This window comes from Halochromatium glycolicum, from assembly GCF_016584085.1.
GTDB classification, from domain to species: domain Bacteria; phylum Pseudomonadota; class Gammaproteobacteria; order Chromatiales; family Chromatiaceae; genus Lamprobacter; species Lamprobacter glycolicus.
On record NZ_NRSJ01000115.1, the window covers coordinates 1 to 2125 of the forward strand.

The 2125-nt window shown below is 62.4% G+C and carries 3 protein-coding genes and 1 pseudogene; 3 read left to right on the forward strand and 1 reads right to left on the reverse strand.

The features are described from left to right. Positions 1–125 precede the first annotated feature (125 nt). The 3 genes and pseudogenes from CKO40_RS23725 to CKO40_RS25040 all read left to right on the forward strand — a co-directional run. Positions 126–458: pseudogene (locus tag CKO40_RS23725) on the forward strand (integrase core domain-containing protein); the annotation flags it as partial. 706 nt (positions 459–1164) lie between these two features. Next, on the forward strand, positions 1165–1500 hold the full coding sequence (locus CKO40_RS23730; RefSeq protein ID WP_200348927.1) for a type II toxin-antitoxin system HicB family antitoxin: 336 nt from the start codon (positions 1165–1167) through the stop codon (positions 1498–1500). A gap of 88 nt (positions 1501–1588) precedes the next feature. Then, a complete protein-coding gene (locus CKO40_RS25040; protein WP_276570861.1) occupies positions 1589–1711 on the forward strand; it encodes a hypothetical protein in 123 nt (40 codons plus the stop codon). Between the two features lie 100 nt (positions 1712–1811). On the opposite strand, the gene CKO40_RS23735 is transcribed toward CKO40_RS25040, so the two are convergent. Next, on the reverse strand, positions 1812–2125 hold a 314-nt coding region (locus CKO40_RS23735), incomplete at its 5' end, for a DUF4351 domain-containing protein (protein ID WP_242477314.1).

A 2125-nucleotide genomic window follows, 5' to 3' on the forward strand; every position in this document is an offset into this window, starting at 1 on the left:
GAGACATCACGCCGCCCGTTGACGGATCGTGACCGATAGGTCGACGATTCCAGGCCCAGTGCGTGCGCGAGTCCACGGCCGGTCACGTTCCGTCGGAATCCGCGGTCACGTTCGTCGGAATAGGCACTGAGTCGCTGTTTCGCACCCTGAAGTACCGTCCCGGCTATCCGGTCAATGGTTTTGCTGACCTCACCGAGGCCCGCCAGTGGGTCCTTGAGTTCGTGCGCTGGTACAACGGCGAGCACCGCCATAGCCAGATCCGCTTTGTCACCCCCGAGCAGCGTCACAGCGGTGCCGATGTGGCCATCCTCGCCCAGCGCCAAGCGCTCTACGAACAGGCCAAGGCCGAACGGCCCGAGCGCTGGAGCGCGACCACGCGTGACTGGAGCCGCCCGGGCGCGGTGACGCTCAATCCCGCCGGCGCCAACCCAGCAGCGCGACCCGATCAGCCCGCATGAACCATCGAGGGCGCATCCAAGCCATCCTTGGGAGGGAGGGAGCGTGCACGCGCTTGCCACCCCGGTGCTGTCCCTGCACAGCCCGAGCCCGGGTGGCCTTCCTCGGTCGGTCGGTCGCGTCGCACGCAGCCCAAAGCCCGCAGCCGCGGGTCGGGTCACGGTGCAGCGCCCGCAGCGCAGCGAGGACGAACGACCTTGACCCGACCCGCGGCGGAGGGAGACTGGGCGCAGTGCGGGGCGAGCGTCCGACCGTGCGCTCGCGCCCGAGACTGTCCCCATCACACAATCAACCAAGTCGACACCACGATGAACAATTAGAGTTGGGCAAGCCGGTTGAGGCGACACTTACCTTGACAACCACCGGGACCGCTCTGGGGCTGCTGGATTCCGGTGGCCGAAAATCGCTACAGCGCACATGTCTCTGATTGACAAATGGTGTCACTAATGGCACCATTAAGAGCATGGCATCGGTAGAGAAAATCCTCACCAAAATGCGTGAGGATCCGAGAAATATTCGCTTCGCAGATTTAAGATAAGGTTTGCGAGACCTATTTCGGGCGGCCGCGCCAAAGTGGCACCAGTCACTTGGTATTCAAAACTCCTTGGCCAGGTGATCCGCGTGTCAACATCCAGAACGCGGACGGGCAGGCCAAGCCGTATCAGGTTCGGCAGGTGCTTCAGGCAATTGACAAGCTGGAGAAGGGTGATGAGCGCTGATCACTACACCTATCGCGTGACTTGGTCCGCTGAGGATCAGGAGCACGTTGGGCTCTGCATCGAGTTTCCAGCCCTGAGTTGGCTGGCAGCAACGCCCGAAGAGGCGTTGAGCGGTATCCGTATGCTGGTCCATGGTGTCGTGGACGACCTGCGAGCGAACCGCGAGCCTGTGCCTGAGCCACTTGCAGAGCGCACATACAGCGGTGAATTTCGCGTGCGCATCCCACCGGAGTTGCATCGCCAGCTTGCCATGGCGGCAGCCGAGCAGGGTATCAGCCTGAACCGACTAGCCAGCGCCAAACTGGCGGGTGAAAAAGCGGCTTAAAATGGTAGACAAACTCAAGACTGCGGGCTTTGCGCCCGAGTAGGCAGAAGCGGTCGTGCGCGCCATCGGAACGGCACAGGATGATCTCGTGAAGAAAGCCGACCTAGAGCAAGCCCTAGCTCCAATCCGCACCGATCTGACACTGTTGAAGTGGATGATAGGCGCTGTGCTGGCGGGGATCGTCTCGCTGATCATCAAGGCACTGCTCTGACCAGCGCCAAATTGGCCTTCGTCGGCTACCAGGCTCCCCAGGCCGGGGGCACGCCCGGGCGAGACATCCAGTGCTGCAGAGCAGGGCGCGGCGCGCTTGGTCAATCGCAAAAGATGTCCTCGAGCGCTTGGGCCTCTAAGGCGCGGTCGAACCAGGTGGTCAGGGTGTCGGTGTTGGCGTTTTCAATGCGCTGCTGGATCGACTCGGAGGGTTCTCCGAAGCGTTTTGTGAGTAGATGCCGCAACAAGCGCGCTTCCCCTCGCGCTTCCCCTCGGGCTTCCCCTCGGGCTTCGCCCTGGCGCAGAAAGCGCTCGGCAAAACCGCTGAGCGCGGCGGCTTCCGGCGCGTGCTCTTGTTGGTAGATCATGCGTTCTTCCTCGCTCAAGTGCGCATAGATGTCGACGAAGTCGAGAT